Annotated in this window: 13 protein-coding genes, 3 tRNA genes and 1 pseudogene; 3 read left to right on the forward strand and 14 right to left on the reverse strand. The window is 69.7% G+C overall.

Features of this window, described 5'->3' with window-relative positions; translation table 11 throughout:
- Window positions 1-168: 168 nt before the first annotated feature.
- The 6 genes from EF387_RS27210 to EF387_RS27235 all read right to left on the reverse strand — a co-directional run bounded on the left by EF387_RS27210 (window position 169) and on the right by EF387_RS27235 (window position 4,588).
- Complete coding sequence (locus tag EF387_RS27210) at window positions 169-1,020, reverse strand: SCO4651 family lipoprotein (RefSeq protein WP_476691250.1); 852 nt, start codon at window positions 1,018-1,020, stop codon at window positions 169-171.
- Window positions 1,021-1,261: 241 nt separating this feature from the next.
- Window positions 1,262-1,987 (reverse strand): 50S ribosomal protein L1, encoded by a 726-nt coding sequence (gene rplA, locus EF387_RS27215; RefSeq protein ID WP_128379224.1) that lies wholly within the window; start codon window positions 1,985-1,987, stop codon window positions 1,262-1,264.
- Window positions 1,988-2,081: 94 nt separating this feature from the next.
- The gene (rplK, locus tag EF387_RS27220; protein ID WP_128379225.1) at window positions 2,082-2,516 is read right to left on the reverse strand and encodes a 50S ribosomal protein L11; all 435 of its coding nucleotides are present in this window, start codon (window positions 2,514-2,516) and stop codon (window positions 2,082-2,084) included.
- A 681-nt stretch (window positions 2,517-3,197) separates the two neighbouring features.
- Complete coding sequence (gene nusG, locus EF387_RS27225; protein ID WP_128379226.1) at window positions 3,198-4,043, reverse strand: transcription termination/antitermination protein NusG; 846 nt, start codon at window positions 4,041-4,043, stop codon at window positions 3,198-3,200.
- A 78-nt stretch (window positions 4,044-4,121) separates the two neighbouring features.
- On the reverse strand, window positions 4,122-4,409 hold the full coding sequence (gene secE / locus EF387_RS27230) for a preprotein translocase subunit SecE (RefSeq protein WP_128379227.1): 288 nt from the start codon (window positions 4,407-4,409) through the stop codon (window positions 4,122-4,124).
- A 106-nt stretch (window positions 4,410-4,515) separates the two neighbouring features.
- Window positions 4,516-4,588 (reverse strand) — tRNA-Trp (locus tag EF387_RS27235).
- 205 nt (window positions 4,589-4,793) lie between these two features.
- Here EF387_RS27235 and EF387_RS27240 point away from each other — a divergent pair.
- Entirely contained in the window at window positions 4,794-6,020 is a 1,227-nt protein-coding gene (locus EF387_RS27240; RefSeq protein WP_128379228.1) for a pyridoxal phosphate-dependent aminotransferase, read from the forward strand.
- A 142-nt stretch (window positions 6,021-6,162) separates the two neighbouring features.
- Entirely contained in the window at window positions 6,163-7,203 is a 1,041-nt protein-coding gene (locus tag EF387_RS27245) for an adenosine deaminase (protein WP_128379229.1), read from the forward strand.
- 93 nt (window positions 7,204-7,296) lie between these two features.
- Here EF387_RS27245 and EF387_RS27250 read toward each other — a convergent pair whose 3' ends face one another.
- The 8 genes and pseudogenes from EF387_RS27250 to EF387_RS27285 all read right to left on the reverse strand — a co-directional run bounded on the left by EF387_RS27250 (window position 7,297) and on the right by EF387_RS27285 (window position 13,110).
- Window positions 7,297-8,352 carry a UDP-N-acetylmuramate dehydrogenase gene (locus EF387_RS27250; RefSeq protein ID WP_128379230.1) on the reverse strand — a complete coding sequence of 352 codons (1,056 nt, stop codon included), beginning with the start codon at window positions 8,350-8,352 and terminating at the stop codon, window positions 7,297-7,299.
- Window positions 8,353-9,029: 677 nt separating this feature from the next.
- A pseudogene (locus tag EF387_RS27255) lies at window positions 9,030-10,454 on the reverse strand (DHA2 family efflux MFS transporter permease subunit); the annotation flags it as partial.
- A 216-nt stretch (window positions 10,455-10,670) separates the two neighbouring features.
- Window positions 10,671-11,243: a TetR/AcrR family transcriptional regulator gene (locus EF387_RS27260; RefSeq protein WP_128379232.1), complete on the reverse strand. Its 573-nt coding sequence runs from the start codon at window positions 11,241-11,243 to the stop codon at window positions 10,671-10,673.
- A 321-nt stretch (window positions 11,244-11,564) separates the two neighbouring features.
- Complete coding sequence (locus EF387_RS27265; protein WP_128379233.1) at window positions 11,565-11,993, reverse strand: MaoC family dehydratase; 429 nt, start codon at window positions 11,991-11,993, stop codon at window positions 11,565-11,567.
- A 2-nt stretch (window positions 11,994-11,995) separates the two neighbouring features.
- Window positions 11,996-12,442: a MaoC family dehydratase N-terminal domain-containing protein gene (locus EF387_RS27270; RefSeq protein ID WP_128379234.1), complete on the reverse strand. Its 447-nt coding sequence runs from the start codon at window positions 12,440-12,442 to the stop codon at window positions 11,996-11,998.
- Window positions 12,443-12,664: 222 nt separating this feature from the next.
- Window positions 12,665-12,829, reverse strand: coding sequence for a 50S ribosomal protein L33 (gene rpmG / locus EF387_RS27275; protein WP_003948671.1), 165 nt, complete (start codon window positions 12,827-12,829; stop codon window positions 12,665-12,667).
- 89 nt (window positions 12,830-12,918) lie between these two features.
- A tRNA-Met gene (locus EF387_RS27280) sits at window positions 12,919-12,991 on the reverse strand.
- 46 nt (window positions 12,992-13,037) lie between these two features.
- Window positions 13,038-13,110, reverse strand: a tRNA-Thr gene (locus tag EF387_RS27285).
- 579 nt (window positions 13,111-13,689) lie between these two features.
- Here EF387_RS27285 and EF387_RS27290 point away from each other — a divergent pair.
- Window positions 13,690-14,949: an amidohydrolase family protein gene (locus EF387_RS27290; RefSeq protein WP_128379236.1), complete on the forward strand. Its 1,260-nt coding sequence runs from the start codon at window positions 13,690-13,692 to the stop codon at window positions 14,947-14,949.
- The last annotated feature ends 231 nt before the right edge of the window (window positions 14,950-15,180 follow it).

Consider the following 15,180-nt stretch of genomic DNA (forward strand, 5'->3'; position numbering starts at 1 on the left):
ACGGAACCCGGGAGGCTTCTCCACGATCACCTGCGCGGGTCGTCCGCGGCTAGCGGATCCTTCGGCTGCCGTACCGGTGAGGGCACAGCAACGACCAGCGGTCTTTGGCTTCTGTGGAAGAGTACGGGACCGGATCGCCGTCAAGCAAATCCGCTCCCGCGGCCCGTCTCAGCCGTCGAGCTCCTTCATCATCTCGGCGAGATCCATCGTGTCCTTGGCCGGCGGGGCCTGGATGCTCACCGGCTCGTTGACGCCGAGGAACGTGATGGTCATGTCGAGCGGGCCCTTGTCGGCCTGGCCCTTCAGACGGAACCGCTTGGTGCGGTCGTCGCCGTCGACCCACATGTCCATGGTGAGCGTCTCGACGCCCATCTTCTCGTACTGGTCGATGGTCTTCTCGCGGCCCTCACGGGTCGCCTTGTCCTCGTCCTTCAGCTTCTCGCGCCACTCGTCGAGGGTGACCGTCCCCGTGTAGCGAGTGGTCTTCACTCCGTCGACGGTCTCGGTGCCGACCTTCTTCACGTCGTCGGAGCCGGTGAGCATGGTGGACTCCTGGGCCGGATTCTTGTCGGCCTGTCCGAGCCGCGTCGACGGGGCGCCCTTCAGCGCGCCCTTCCCGAGCGCGGACAGGTCGAACTTCATCCAGCTCTTGCCGCCCATCTCCTTCGCCGTGACTCCCCCGCCGATGTACATCGCCTTGTCGATGAACCGGATCTCGGCCTTGTTGTCCTTGGTCTGGTCGAGCGCGGTCATCTTCATGCTCATGGCCAGGGTCGGCTTCAACCGCATCTGCGCCTCGGCCTCGACCCGCCCCTCCTCCGGAACCCGCCCGGTCATCCGGTACCGCAAGGAGGTGATGTCCTCGGACTTCTCGGCGGCCTTCGCCACGGCCGCCGCGGGGGTCATCCGCGGCGACTCCTCCCCCGTCGAACAGGCGACGGCACCACCCGCGAGGACCGCGACGGCCAGCACAGCGCCGGCCGCCCGCGGACGCCTGTCGGCAGGCACGGAAGCACGCACGGCACGCACGGAAGCAGGCATGGAAAAACTCAAGATTCCCCCCATAAAAATCCCCCATGGAACAACTGCCCGGGTCATGGGCAGGGCTGCGAGCCTAACCCAGCGGGGCTCACGAGGCAGTTGATTTCCCGGGTGGTGGAGGTGACGGGGAAAAGGGACGAGCCCCGCACCGGGAAAGGTGCGGGGCTCGTCCGGGAATCGCGTACGCGACGCGACTGCCGAGGCTGAGCGGACGGACGGCTCAGACGGCAGCCGGGTCCTCCTCGACGAGGAGGTTGCGGGTGCGGTTCGGGTCGACAGGAATGCCGGGGCCCATCGTGGTGCTGACGGCGGCCTTCTTGATGTACCGGCCCTTCGCGGCGGACGGCTTCAGACGGAGGATCTCCTCCAGCGCCGCGCCGTAGTTCTCCACCAACTTGCTGTCGTCGAACGACGTCTTGCCGATGATGAAGTGCAGGTTCGAGTGCTTGTCGACGCGGAACTCGATCTTGCCGCCCTTGATCTCGGTGACGGCCTTGGCGACGTCCGGGGTCACGGTGCCGGTCTTGGGGTTCGGCATGAGACCACGGGGACCGAGCACGCGACCGAGGCGGCCGACCTTGCCCATGAGGTCCGGGGTGGCGACGACGGCGTCGAAGTCCAGACGGCCCTTCGACACCTCGTCGATGAGTTCGTCGGCGCCGACGATGTCGGCGCCAGCGGCACGAGCGGCCTCGGCACGGTCGCCGGTCGCGAAGACCAGGACCCGGGCGGTCTTACCGGTGCCGTGCGGAAGGTTCACGGTGCCACGGACCATCTGGTCGGCCTTGCGCGGGTCGACACCCAGACGGAAGGCGACCTCGACGGTGCCGTCGAACTTGGTCGTGGAGGTCTCCTTGGCGAGACGGACGGCCTCGAGCGGGGCGTACAGCTTCTCCCGGTCGACCTTGGCGTCCGCAGCGCGGAGAGCCTTGCTGCGCTTGCTCACTGCTAGCTCCTGAAATGTTGAAAGGAGTCGTGGTACGGGCCGAGCAGGCCCTGCCACGGTGGTTCATCAGCCACGAGGGCTACGGGTGCGGGAGTCAGCCCTCGATGGTGACGCCCATGGAACGCGCGGTACCGGCGATGATCTTCGCCGCGGCGTCCAGGTCGTTGGCGTTGAGGTCTTCCATCTTGGTCTGGGCGATCTCGCGGACCTGCGCCTCGGTGATCTTGGCGACCTTGGTCTTGTGCGGCTCGCCCGAGCCCTTCTCGACACCCGCGGCCTTGAGGATCATCTTGGCGGCCGGCGGAGTCTTGGTCACGAAGGTGAAGGAGCGGTCCTCGTAGACCGTGATCTCCACCGGGATGACCCAGCCACGCTGCGACTCGGTCGCCGCGTTGTAGGCCTTGCAGAACTCCATGATGTTGACGCCGTGCTGACCCAGCGCCGGGCCGACCGGCGGAGCCGGGTTGGCGGCACCGGCCTGGATCTGGAGCTTGATGAGCCCCGTGACCTTCTTCTTCTTGGGAGGCATGCTCTCTCCGGGTCCTTAGTGAGAGTGGTCCGCCTCCATCGACATGTGTGATCACCCGCGACCGGTGAGGGTCCGGATCAGCCGGATGGAGGCATACCGCACAACGATAACGGGTACTGATCCCGGGCCCAAACCGAGCAGGTCAGGATTGATGGACGCACCACGACCGCCCACCCCGTGTTGCAGGCGTCCGGTACCGGAAAACCCTGCCGGTGGCGGCCCCGGCACTGCGGCATCCGTTGACGCAGGGCCACCGCGCCGGGCAGGTCCGGGGCGTTCATCAAGCCGGAGCGAGGCCTGGGACCCGCGGGCCCGGCCCGCCGACCGGGATGGACTGCCGTACGCAGCCATCCCGGAGCCTTTGCCCGTCAGTCCGGGCACCAGCACGGCGGCCAGGAACAGCGGTACGGCGACGGCCACACCGTCATGGGGCCCCGCAGGCGACCGCCACACCGTCGCTGGGCCGCATCAGGGTGACCACGGCCAGGCCCGCCACCACCACCCGGCCCACTGCGCGCCGCCTCCGCTCGATGAAACAGCCCGCCGCGGCGGGTGCCACCCGTCGCGGTGCAGTGGTTCGGCATCGCCGAGTCGGCACCCAGGAGACGGCCACGCCGCATGAGCAACGCCCCCACCGGCGGGAAACCCGCTGGTGGGGGCGTCTTCAGCTCGTGATCAGGCTCAGTTCTTCTGGATCTGGTCGAAGCTCAGCTCGACCGGCGTCTCGCGGCCGAAGATCTCGACGAGACCCTTGACCTTCTTGGAGTCGGGGTTGATCTCGTTGATGGTCGCCTGCAGCGTGGCGAACGGGCCGTCGGTGACGGTGACCGAGTCGCCGACCTCGAAGTCCAGCACCTGGACCTCGACCTTGCGCTGCGGAGCGGGCTTGCCCTCGGCCTCGGCGGCCTCGCGCGCGGCCTTCTCCTCGGCCTCCGGGGCGAGCATCTTGACGATCTCGTCCAGGGTCAGCGGGTACGGGTCGTAGGCGTTGCCCACGAAGCCGGTGACACCGGGAGTGTTGCGGACGACGCCCCAGGACTCGTTCGTCAGGTCCATGCGCACCAGGACATACCCGGGGAGCTTGTTCTGACGGATGGTCTTGCGGTCGCCGTTCTTGATCTGGACGACCTCTTCCTGCGGCACCTCGGCCTGGAAGATGTAGTCCTCGACGTTCAGCGAGACGGCGCGCTGCTCCAGGTTGGTCTTCACGCGGTTCTCGTAACCGGCGTACGTGTGGATGACGTACCACTCGCCGGGGAGGGTGCGCAGTTCCTCGCGCAGCGCGGCGATGGGGTCGACCGGCTCGGCCGGCTCCTCCTCGCCGGACTCGGCCTCATCTGACTCGTCCGAGGCGTCGATGACCGCCGACGGCTCCTCGACGTGCACGGCCGCCTCCTCGGCGGGCTCGCCCGCGGCCAGGTCCGCAGCCTCGAACTCGTCGGTCTCATCCGCGCCCTCGACGATGTCGAGCTCGTCGTCAACGGACTCGACCGGCTCGATGGCGTCGTTCAGGTTCGGGTCAGACACTGTGGCTGCTTCTTCCTGGTTACTGAGGGGTGGAACATGCGAAAGCGGGCGCCGGCTCCGGCGCCCTTCGCTGGCGGCTCAGCCGAAGACGTACTTGGCCGCGTTGCTGAGTCCATAGTCAATCACGGTCACCAGGCCGATCATGATGACGACGAAGATGATCACCACGGTCGTGTACGTCGTCAGCTGGCTGCGCGTCGGCCAGACGACCTTGCGAAGCTCCGCGATGATCTGTCGGTAGAAGAGGGCCAGACGCTTCAGCGGGCCCTTCTTGCCGCGCTTGCCGCCCTTGCGCGCCTTCTTCTTGGACTCCGGCACCTCGTCCTGAGCATCAGGCATGTCGATGGAGCCCACGGCGTCCGTCACTCTTCCTCACCTGATTCCCGGGTCGTGGCCGTGCCGCGCCCGGTGGAGCCGCACGGCGGGTGCATTAATACGTACAGTGCGCACACATCCTGGTGAACGTGTGTAGCAGGGCCGGAGGGACTTGAACCCCCAACCGCTGGTTTTGGAGACCAGTGCTCTACCAATTGAGCTACGACCCTTTGTGGCTTCCCCCAACGTACCGCATCCGCCCGAGTGCTCGGTGTGCACCGGGTGGGCACGGCCGGTGAAGGCCAACGACGTGAGAGTGTACGTGGTCCGCGGCCGGTCGTCGAACAGGAAGTGTCCGTACGGGCTTTGTTCGACGCCGCTCACTCTGTGAAACCCGCGTGCCGGGGCTATTTCCGGTCTGAAACGATGGGTCCCATGAGCGCTGCAACCCCTCCCACCGAGCGCCGGGTCTCCGCCCGTATCGGCGCGATCTCCGAGTCGGCCACCCTCGCCGTGGACGCCAAGGCAAAGGCCCTCAAGGCCGCCGGGCGCCCGGTGATCGGCTTCGGCGCGGGCGAGCCGGACTTCCCGACGCCGGACTACATCGTCGAAGCCGCCATCGAGGCCTGCAAGAACCCGAAGTACCACCGGTACACCCCGGCCGGCGGCCTGCCAGAGCTGAAGGCCGCGATCGCCGCGAAGACACTGCGTGACTCCGGCTACGAGGTGGACACCTCGCAGATCCTCGTCACCAACGGAGGCAAGCAGGCCATCTACGAGGCCTTCGCCGCGATCCTGGACCCGGGCGACGAGGTCATCGTCCCGGCCCCGTACTGGACGACGTACCCGGAGTCCATCCGTCTCGCCGGCGGTGTCCCGGTCGAGGTCGTCGCCGACGAGACGACCGGCTACCGCGTCTCGGTGGAGCAGCTGGAGGCTGCCCGCACGGAGAAGACCAAGGTCGTCCTCTTCGTGTCCCCGTCCAACCCGACGGGCGCGGTCTACAGCGCGGCCGACGCGGAGGCGATCGGCCGCTGGGCCGTCGAGCACGGGCTGTGGGTGCTCACCGACGAGATCTACGAACACCTGGTCTACGGGGACGCGACGTTCACCTCGTTGCCGGCGATCCTGCCGGAACTGCGCGACAAGTGCATCGTGGTCAACGGCGTGGCCAAGACGTACGCCATGACCGGCTGGCGGGTGGGCTGGATCGTCGGACCGAAGGACGTGGTGAAGGCCGCGACGAACCTCCAGTCGCATGCCACGTCGAACGTCTCCAACGTGGCCCAGGTCGCCGCGCTGGCCGCCGTCTCCGGTGACCTGGAGGCCGTGGCGAAGATGCGCGAGGCCTTCGACCGGCGCCGCAAGACGATCGTGCGGATGCTCAACGAGATCGACGGCGTGGTCTGCCCGGAGCCCGAGGGCGCCTTCTACGCGTATCCCTCGGTGAAGGCCCTGATCGGCAAGGAGATCCGCGGCAGGCGCCCACAGGACTCGGTGGAGCTCGCTGCGCTGATCCTGGAGGAGGCGGAGGTCGCCGTCGTCCCGGGCGAGGCCTTCGGTACGCCCGGCTATCTGCGGCTCTCGTACGCCCTGGGTGACGAGGATCTCGTCGAGGGTGTCAGCCGGCTCCAGAAGCTGCTGGCGGAGGCGCGGGACTGAGGCCTTCCGGGCTCTACGGGCGGGTCCCCTCACTCAGGAGAACCTGGGTGAGGGGACCCGCTTCTTCGTGTCTGAGTGCGAGCAAGACCACTATCGGGGAAAGCGCTACCGATGGGTCATCGGCGTGCGGCAGGATCCGGGGATGGAGCACGTACGTGATGTCTCTGAACTGCCGAAGGCCCATCTCCACCTGCACTTCACGGGGTCGATGCGACCCACGACCGTGTTGGAACTGGCCGACAAGTACGGCGTCCGGCTGCCCGACGCCCTGACCGAGGCGCTGACCAGCGGGGAGCCTCCGAAGCTGCGGGCCACCGACGAGCGCGGCTGGTTCCGCTTCCAGCGGCTGTACGACGCCGCGCGTTCGTGCCTGCGCGAACCGGAGGACATCCAGCGGCTGGTGCGGGAGGCCGCCGAGGAGGACATCAGGGACGGCTCGGGGTGGCTGGAGATCCAGGTGGATCCCACGTCGTACGCGCCCAGGCTGGGCGGGCTCATCCCGGCGCTGGAGGTCATCCTCGACGCGGTCGATACCACCTCGCGCGAGACCGGGCTCGGGATGCGGGTGCTGGTGGCCGCGAACCGGATGAAGCACCCGCTGGACGCCCGTACGCTGGCCCGGCTCGCCGTGCGCTACGCGGACCGCGGGATCGTCGGCTTCGGGCTCTCCAACGACGAACGCCGCGGGATGGCAAGGGACTTCGACCGTGCCTTCGCGATCGCCCGGGACGGCGGGCTGCTCGCGGCGCCGCACGGCGGCGAGCTGACCGGCCCGTCCTCCGTCCGCGACTGCCTGGACGACCTGCACGCCACGCGGATCGGGCACGGGGTGCGGGCCGCCGAGGACCCGCGGCTGCTGCGGCGGCTCGCGGACCGCCAGATCACCTGTGAGGTGTGCCCGGCCTCGAACGTCGCCCTCGGGGTGTACGAGAAGCCCGAGGACGTCCCGCTGCGCACGCTCTTCGAGGCGGGTGTCCCGATGGCCCTCGGCGCGGACGACCCGCTGCTGTTCGGCTCGCGGCTGGCCGCCCAGTACGAGCTGGCCCGCCGCCACCACGGCTTCACCGACGCCGAGCTGGCCGAGCTGGCCCGTCAGTCGGTCCGGGGCTCGGCGGCCCCGGAGGAGGAGAAGGCGAAGCTGCTCGCCGGAGTGGACGACTGGCTGACCGCTCCACCCGCCTGAGCGAGCCGGCACAGGGCCCGGGCCCTGTGGCCGAGCCCCGGCGGCCCTGCCCGTGACGACGTGACTGTTCCCGGTAGTCGTTTCCCGGGAGTCTCAGAGGCTGACGCCCACCATGACGGGCTCGTTGACGAGGGTGACCCCGAAGGCCTCGCGGACGCCCGCGACGATCTCCCGGGCCAGGGCCAGCAGGTCCTCGGTGCTGGCCTTGCCGCGGTTGGTGAGGGCGAGGGTGTGCTTGGTGGACAGGCGGGCGGGACCGGTGCCGTAGCCCTTGGTGAAGCCCGACTTGTCGATCAGCCAGGCCGCTGAGGTCTTGGTGCGGCCGTCGCCCGCCGGGTACGCGGGCGGGGTGACGCCGTCACCGAACCGCTGCCGCACGCGCGCGTGGAACGCGGCGAACTCGTCGTCGGAGAGGATCGGGTTGGTGAAGAACGACCCGGCCGACCATGTGTCGTGGTCCTCGGGGTCGAGCACCATGCCCTTCCCGGCCCGCAGCTTCAGGACGGTCTCGCGCGCGTCGTCGAGCGGCACCCGGTCGCCGACGTCCACGCCGAGGGCGCGGGCGGTCTCGGCGTACCTGACCGGCGCCGACAGCCCGTCGACGTCATCCAGTTCGAACCGGACCCGGAGCACCACGAAGCGCTCCGGGTCGGCCTTGAAACGGCTGTGGCGGTACGAGAAGGCGCACTCGGCGTTGGGCAGGGTGACGGTCTCACGGGTCATGCGGTCGTAGGCGACGACCTCGGTGATGGTGGAGGACACCTCCTGGCCGTACGCGCCCACGTTCTGGATGGGCGTGGCGCCCGCGCTGCCCGGGATGCCGGCGAGGCACTCGACTCCCGCGAGCCCCGCCTCCACGGTCCGCGCCACCGCGTCGGTCCACACTTCGCCGGCGGCGAGTTCGAGCCGGGTGCCTTCGAGTTCGAAACCGGTGGTGGCGATGCGCAGGGCGGTTCCGTCGAAGCCCTTGTCCGCGATGACCAGGTTGGAGCCACCGCCGATCAGCAGCAGCGGGGTTCCGGTGTCGTCGGCCTCACGGACGGCGGCGACCACCTCGGAGTCGGTGGTCGCCGTGATCAGTCGGGTCGCGGGGCCGCCCAGCCGGAAGGTGGTCAACGGGGCGAGCGCGGCGTCGTGGAGTTCCTGCACGGGCTCAAGAGTACGAGAAGGGGCCCGGGGCGCCCGGACCGGCTCGTGGGGGCCCAGTGGCCCGGCTCTGGGCACAGCGGCTTTGGCTCGCAGACCTCAGCGGCTCGGCTCGTGGCGGTCCAGCGGCTCGGCTCGTGGCGGCCCAGCGGCCCGGCTCGTACGCCTCAGCGGCTCGGCTCGTGGCGGCCCAGCCGCTCGGCTCGTACGCCTCAGCGGCTCGGCTCGTGGCGGCCCAGCGGCCCGGCTCGTACGCCTCAGCGGCTCGGCTCGTGGGGGTCCAGCGGCCCGGCGGCCCAACCCCTCGGGCTCAGCAGCCCGGGTCGTCGGGGCCAGCAGCCTGGGCCCGTCGGGCCAGCAGGCCGCCGGCTGGCTCCTGGGACCCAGCAGCGCGGCAGCTCGGGCCCAGCCCAGGCGGCGGCAAGCAAGGCGGGCCAGGCGAGGGGTCCTGTTCGCTGCCGTCGCCGCGCGCTGCCGTCGCCGCGCGTCGCCGCCTACGTCTCTGCCGCCGCTGTCCCCGTTGCTGTCGCTGTTGTCGCGCCGCTGTCCCGGTTGCTGTAGCTGTTGTCGTCACTGTCGCCCTCGCGCGTCGCAGTCGGCGCCGCCTCCGCGTCCACCGCGGAGGCGGGCTGCCCTTGGGAGACAAGGCGGGGTTCGCGCCGGTCACCGGGAGTCGGGACTCAGTTCACGGCCCCGGCGGGCACTGGCGGTGTCGCAGCGGGCTCCGTGACGGCGACGACCGCCGCGGCGCCCCGGTTCCGCGGGATGAGCAGGGCCGCCACCCCGGCCACGGCCACCACGGCCGCACCCACCCAGAGCGCCGGCTGGAGCCCGTCGACGAAGCTCCCCGCCGTCGCGTAACTCCCCCGCGCCGAGAAGATCGACGACATAACAGCGATACCGAGCGCTCCGCCCACCTCGCGCAGCGCGTTGTTGGCGCCGGAGGAGATCCCCTGCTCCTCGGCCCGCACGCTGGACATCACCAGGTGCGATGCCGGGGCGAAGTACAGCGCCATGCCGACGCCGCTGATGACGAGTGCGGGCAGCTGCGCCCCGTACGAGACGCCGACCGCCACCACCGAGGCCAGCCACCCAAGCCCCACGGCCTGCAGGAAGAGCCCCACAGCGACGACGGGACGGCCCCCGATCCGGTCGGCCAGATAGCCGGCGACCGGCGCGACGAGCATCGGCATCCCCGTCCACGGCAGCATCCGCAGCCCCGCCTCGGTCGGCGAGTAGCCGAGCACGCCCTGCATGAACTGGCTGAGCAGGAAGATCGAGCCGAACATCCCCAGGAACATCAGCAGACTCGCCGCGTTGATCCCCGAGAAGGCTCGGGAGCGGAACAGTCGCATCGGCAGCATGGGATTCACGGCGCGGATCCCGTGCAGTACGAAGCCGAGGAGCAGCGCCCCGCCCGCGAACAGTCCCAGCAGGACGAGTTCGCTGGTCCAGCCGTCGACGGGCGCCCGCACCAGCCCGTACACGACCCCGAAGAGCCCGCCGCTGGCGAGCAGCGTGCCACGGACGTCGAGCGGGGCCCTGGTGCCGTAGGACTCCGTGAGGCGCAGCCTGGCGAGCGGCAGCAGGGCGAGTCCGATCGGGACGTTCAGCCAGAAGATCCATTGCCAGGAGACGTGTTCGGTGAGACTGCCGCCGATCAGTGGCCCGGAGGCGACGGCGAGCCCGTTGACGGCGCCCCAGATCCCGTAGGCCATCCCGCGCTTCGCGGCCGGGACCGCCTCGGTGAGCAGAGTCAGGGTCAGCGGCATCATGATCGCTGCGCCCACCCCTTGCACCGCGCGTGCGGCGATCAGCGAGTCGATACCGGGCGCCAGGGCCGCCGCGGCGGAGGCACCGGTGAAAACCGCGAGCCCGGCGAGGAGGAGCCTGCGCCGGCCGAACCGGTCACCCAGGGCCGCGCCGAACATCAGCAGCACGGCGAAGGTGAGCGTGTAGGCGCTGACGGTCCACTCAAGGTCGGGCAGTGCTCCCCCGAGGTCCTCGCGGATGGACGGCAGGGCAGTAGTGACGACGAGGTTGTCGAGCGACGCCATGAACCCGGCCGTGCTGGTGACTACGAGGGCCCATACGGCTCGCCCGCGCGACCCCGCCTGCGGTGCCTCTTGCGGGGCGTTCCGTTGGGCGTTCCGTTGGGCGTTCCGTTGGGCGTTCTGCCGTGCGTTCTGTGGTGCTTCTTGCGGTCGTCCTTGCTGGGACATCGCTCCCCCAGAGCGTCTTGGTCACTGAGATTAGTTATCACTGACTAACTTCTGCGGTCATAAAGCAACGCAGCAGCGAGCGGTGAAGCCCCCACCCGCCTACTCGTCCCCGAGACCCCGCTTGACCCGGGCCGAGACATAGAGCCCGTCCCAGACACGGTGCTCCGGCGGGAACCCCATGGCGGCGAGGGTGTTGACGAGCATCCCGTACGCCAGGAAGGTCGTGGTCTCACTCACATCGGCCCCCAGCGGCAGGTGCACCTCGTCCCAGAGCCTCATCCAGCCTGCTCGCACCATCTCGCCGAACTCGTGGTCCCCCGCCGCCTCGGCGGCCGCGACCGTGACATAGGTCTGCAACTGCATCTGAAGCCGCTCGGGCTCCTCGACGATCAACGCCGTGTACGCCTCGGCCATGGCATGCAGGGCTTCCTCACCCTCCAAACCCTTGGCCGCCTCCGCGAAGAGCCTGCGGGTGTCCTCCAAGCAGCGCTCCGCCGCCGCCAGGAAGATCGCCTTCTTGCCGGGGAAGAGCCGGAAGAGATAGGGCTGCGAGACACCCACACGCTTGGCGATCGCCTCCGTGGACGTGCCCTCGTAGCCTCCCCGCGCGAACTCCTTCATCGCCGCACGGATGACGCTCTCACGCCGCTCTTCCGCACTCATCCTGGCCATACCGCGAAGTTAGTACTCAATCACTAACTACGTCAAGGGGGCTTGAGGCGAGAGGAGGCGGAGGCGGAGGCGGTGCTCGCGAGATCGTGATCGTGATCGTGATCGAGGCGCGGCATACCCGCGAAACAGCGAGCGGAATGGCTCATGTCGTGCGCCGAACGGCGTTTGAGCGGAACGACGTACGCGCAGAACGACGTGCGCGCGGAACGACGTGCGCGCGGAACGACGTGCGCGCGGAACGACGTGCGCGCGGAACGACGTAAGGGGCACCCGCCATTGCGGTGTGCCCCTTACCAGCCGTTATCTGCCAAGCAGGACCGGTCAGGCCAGCCTGACGACCGCCCGAGCCATGCCGAGCACCTTCTGGTCCTCGCTCGTCGCCGTGAGATCGACCCTCACGGTCTTGTCGTCCAGCTTGGCCGCGACCTTGGCGCCGACCTCGATCGTGGCCCCTTTGTCATCGTTCGGGACGACGACCGGCTTGGTGAAACGGACGCCGTACTCGACGAGCGCACCCGGGTCGCCCACCCAGTCGGTGACCACCCTGATCGCCTCGGCCATGGTGAACATGCCGTGCGCGATCACGTCGGGAAGGCCGACCTCGACCGCGAACTTCTCGTTCCAGTGGATCGGGTTGAAGTCCCCGGAGGCGCCCGCGTACTGGACCAGGGTCGCCCGGGTCACGCCGAAGGTCTGCGGGGGGAGTTCGGTGCCGACCTCGACGTCGTCGTATGCGATCTTCGCCGTCATCGTCAGCCCTCCCCGCGCGCCACGAGCTTGGTGATGGCGGTCACCACGTGCTCACCCGCCTCGTCGTGGACCTCCCCGCGGATGTCCAGGATGTCGTTGCCGGCCAGCGATTTGATGGTGTCGATGGTCGACGTGACGGTGAGCCGGTCGCCGGCGCGGACCGGGCGGGTGTAGCTGAACTTCTGGTCGCCGTGCACCACTCGGCTGTAGTCGAGCCCCAGCTGGGGGTCCTGGACCACCTGTCCCGCGGCCTTGTAGGTGATCGTGAACACGAAGGTCGGTGGGGCGATCACATCAGGGTGACCGAGGGCCCTGGCGGCTTCCGGGTCCGTGTAGGCCGGGTTGGTGTCCCCGACGGCCTCGGCGAACTCGCGGATCTTTTCCCGGCCGACCTCGTAGGGGTCGGTGGGCGGATAGGAACGCCCCACGAAGGACTGGTCGAGCGCCATGGGCTCGGCACCTCCTGGTATGTCAACCGCTGGACTTGCCGGTCGTACTGGTATGTCAACCGCTGGACCTGCCGGTCGTGACCGGCTGGGCGGTCCGCCGGCTCTGCCGGATCTGGGATGTCCGGATCGGACGGTGTCAGGGTCTGACGATGTCCGGATCTGACGGTGTAACGACGCGAGGCCGCCCCCCGTAGCGGGGACGGCCTCGTGTACGAGCCTGATTTATCGCGTCTCGCGGTGCGCGGTGTGCGCGTTGCAACGCGGGCAGTGCTTCTTCATCTCAAGACGGTCCGGGTTGTTACGCCGGTTCTTCTTGGTGATGTAGTTCCGCTCCTTGCACTCCACGCAGGCCAGCGTGATCTTCGGGCGGACGTCGGTGGCAGCCACGTGAGTGCTCCTTGACGAACGGATGGGATTCTTTAACGCAAGAAAGAGTAGCCGATCGAAGGACCGACCCCACAATCGGCTACTGTGAGTAGCGGTGACCGGACTTGAACCGGTGACACAGCGATTATGAGCCGCTTGCTCTACCGACTGAGCTACACCGCTGTGATGCGATCGGGCCCCGCCTCGCGGCGGGAACCTCTCACACCAGAGCCCCAATACGGAATCGAACCGTAGACCTTCTCCTTACCATGGAGACGCTCTGCCGACTGAGCTATTGGGGCGAGCGATGAAGACATTACACGGTCGCCCACCGTTCGCCCAAATCCGTTTCGCGGCTCCCGCCCCGGCCTGTTCCCGGCTGTCCCCAACCCGTTCCCCCGCGCGTTCCCCGAGCTCACTCGGGCCCCGTCGGCACCTCTTCGGCAGGGGAGGGCCAGGGAATGCCGGAGCTGGGTGAGCTGCGTGAGACGCAGTGAGTTGCAGGAGCTTCGGAGGGATTGCTGGAGCTTCGGGGGAACAGCCGCTGGAGCTGCAGGAGCCGGGGCAGCGCCGGTGTGCGGGCGGGCAGCGCCGGTGTGCGGGCGGGCGGCGCCGGTGTGCGGGCGGGCGGCGCCGGTGTGCGGGCGGGCGGCGCCGGTGCAGACCCAGAGCGATACCGGTGCAGACCCAGAGCGATACCGGTGCAGACCCAGGGCAACGCCGACGGGGGACCCGGGCAGCGCGGGTGGCGGCGCGGGCCACGCCGGTACGACTATTTCGCTCCTCCTCAATGCGAACGGATCCCCACCCTAGGCTCGACCCACTCGGCGTGATCTTGATAATCCGGTCGCGCGCGGCCGACCTCGAGCCCCAGGAGCGCGATGCCCGACAGCCAGCCGCAGCCCTCACCGCCCCCGTCGGGCTCCTCGCCCGGTAGTGCCTCCTCGGGGCAGGCCGACGGCGGTGCCCTGCTGCTGTGCGGCGCACGGCTCACCGACGGCCGGACCGTTGACGTGCGGTTGGGCGGCGGACGCATCGAGGCGGTCGGCACGGCCGGCAGCCTCAGCGCGCACGCCGCCCGCGTGGACCTGGCCGGCTACCTCCTGCTCCCGGCCCCGGCGGAGCCGCACGCGCACGGCGACACCGCCCTCTCGGCGGACGTGGGCCCGGTCCCGTACGACGGCCAGGAGGTGCAGCGCCGTATCACCGAGGCCGCCCTGCTGCAGCTCGGACACGGAGCGACCGCGGTCCGGTCGCACGTGCGCGTCGGTGATGTGCAGGGCCTGGGCGCGCTGAAGGCCGTGCTGCGGGCACGCCGGGCGCTGCGCGGTCTCGCCGAACTCTCGGCCGTGGCGATGCCCCGGCTGCTGACCGGGCTGGCCGGGGCGGACGGGCTGGCGATGCTGCGGGACGCGGTTCGGATGGGCGCTGCCGTGGTGGGCGGCTGCCCTGATCTCGACCCCGATCCCACGGGGTACGCGGAGGCGGTGCTGGACCTCGCCGCCGAGAACGGCTGCCCGGTCGACCTGCACACGGACGGTGCCGACCCGGCCCGCCTCGCACGGCTTGCGGCTATGGCGGGCGGGCTGCGGCCCGGTGTCACGCTGAGTCCATGTGGCGGTCTCGGCCGGCTGCCCTCGGACGTGGCCTCGCGCACGGCGGACCAGCTCGCCGCGGCCGGCGTCACCGTCGTGTGTCTGCCGCAGGGCGGGTGCGGCGGCGTCGACCGGCGCGGCACGGCTCCGGTACGGCTGCTGCGGGCGGCCGGGGTACGGGTCGCGGCCGGGAGCGGGGCGCTGCGGGACGTGTCGAACCCGGTCGGGCGCGCGGATCCGCTGGAGGCGGCGTATCTGCTGGCCTCGCGGGGCGGGCTCGGGGCGCAGGAGGCGTACGACGCGGTGAGTTCCGAGGCACGGGCCGCGCTGGGCCTTCCCGAGGTGCGCGTCGAGGCAGGTTTCCCCGCCGAGCTGCTCGCCGTACGCGGCGACCGGCTCACGGGGGCGCTGTCGCTGGCGTACAGCCGGATCGTGGTGCACCGGGGACGGGTGGTGGCGCGGACGAGTGCCGTCCGGGAGTACTGCAGCTCCGCGGCGGCCCTGGACCTGCCGCGGCAGGGGCGGGCGCCTGGCCAGGGATCCTGACGCCTCAGCGCCGAACGTGCGCGTATCCAGGCGAGAACGTGCGTATTCACGTCTCTTCCCGCGTATTCAGGTGTCGTCAGGGCCGCCAGGACGCGCACGAAGCAGTGCCGCGAAACAGTGCGGCGACGCAGAGCGGTGAAGCAGTGCCGCTACGCAGGGCGGTGAAGCTGAGCGGCGAAGAGTCTGGCGAAGCAGTGCGGCGAAGTCGCCCATTCGGGCGTACGGTCGAAA

The organism is Streptomyces cavernae (genome assembly GCF_004023625.1).
In the GTDB taxonomy this organism is placed as follows: Bacteria; Actinomycetota; Actinomycetes; order Streptomycetales; family Streptomycetaceae; genus Streptomyces; species Streptomyces cavernae.